The 604-nt window shown below is 45.4% G+C and carries 2 protein-coding genes; both read left to right on the top strand.

From position 1 onward, the window contains the following. Positions 1-418 (top strand): ATP phosphoribosyltransferase (gene hisG, locus R7190_RS28820; protein WP_318138057.1); only part of this gene is annotated, 418 nt, incomplete at its 5' end. Positions 419-423: 5 nt separating this feature from the next. Further along, positions 424-604 (top strand): histidinol dehydrogenase (locus R7190_RS28815; protein ID WP_411978101.1); only part of this gene is annotated, 181 nt, incomplete at its 3' end.

Genomic DNA, 604 nt, shown 5'->3' with positions numbered 1-604 from the left:
GGGCTTAGCGGATGCGATTGCAGATTTGGTTTCTACAGGTGCAACATTAGAAGCAAACGGCCTGAAAGAAGCCGAAGTCATCTTCAGATCCAAAGCGACGCTTATCCAACGCATTGGTGAGTTCGACGCAGACAAAGCAGAGTTGATCAATAAATTGCTAACTCGTATGCAAGGCGTTCAACAGGCAAAAGAATCAAAATACATCATGTTGCACGCACCAGCTGGAAAGTTGGAGCAAATTAAAGCATTACTGCCGGGCGCAGAAGATCCAACCGTTTTAACATTATCAGCAGACAAACAGAAAGTTGCAGTTCATTTGGTGAGTACAGAGAACTTGTTCTGGGAAACCATGGAACAGCTAAAAGAACTGGGTGCGAGCTCAATTCTAGTGCTACCAATTGAAAAAATGATGGAGTAACGGCAATGAGAACTGTTGTATGGCAATCACTGAGTGAAGAGCAACAAGATGCAATATTGGAGCGTCCTGCCATTGCGGAAGGCGCGAATATTACCGCTGCAGTTGCGGATGTGATCGCAAAGGTGCGTACTCAAGGTGACGCAGCGCTATTAGAACTTACAGAGAAGTTTGACCGTGTAAAACTGG

The organism is Vibrio sp. 1078-1, from assembly GCF_033340475.1.
Note: the sequence above shows the minus strand (reverse complement) of the source record. Positions and strands in the feature narration are given on the sequence as shown.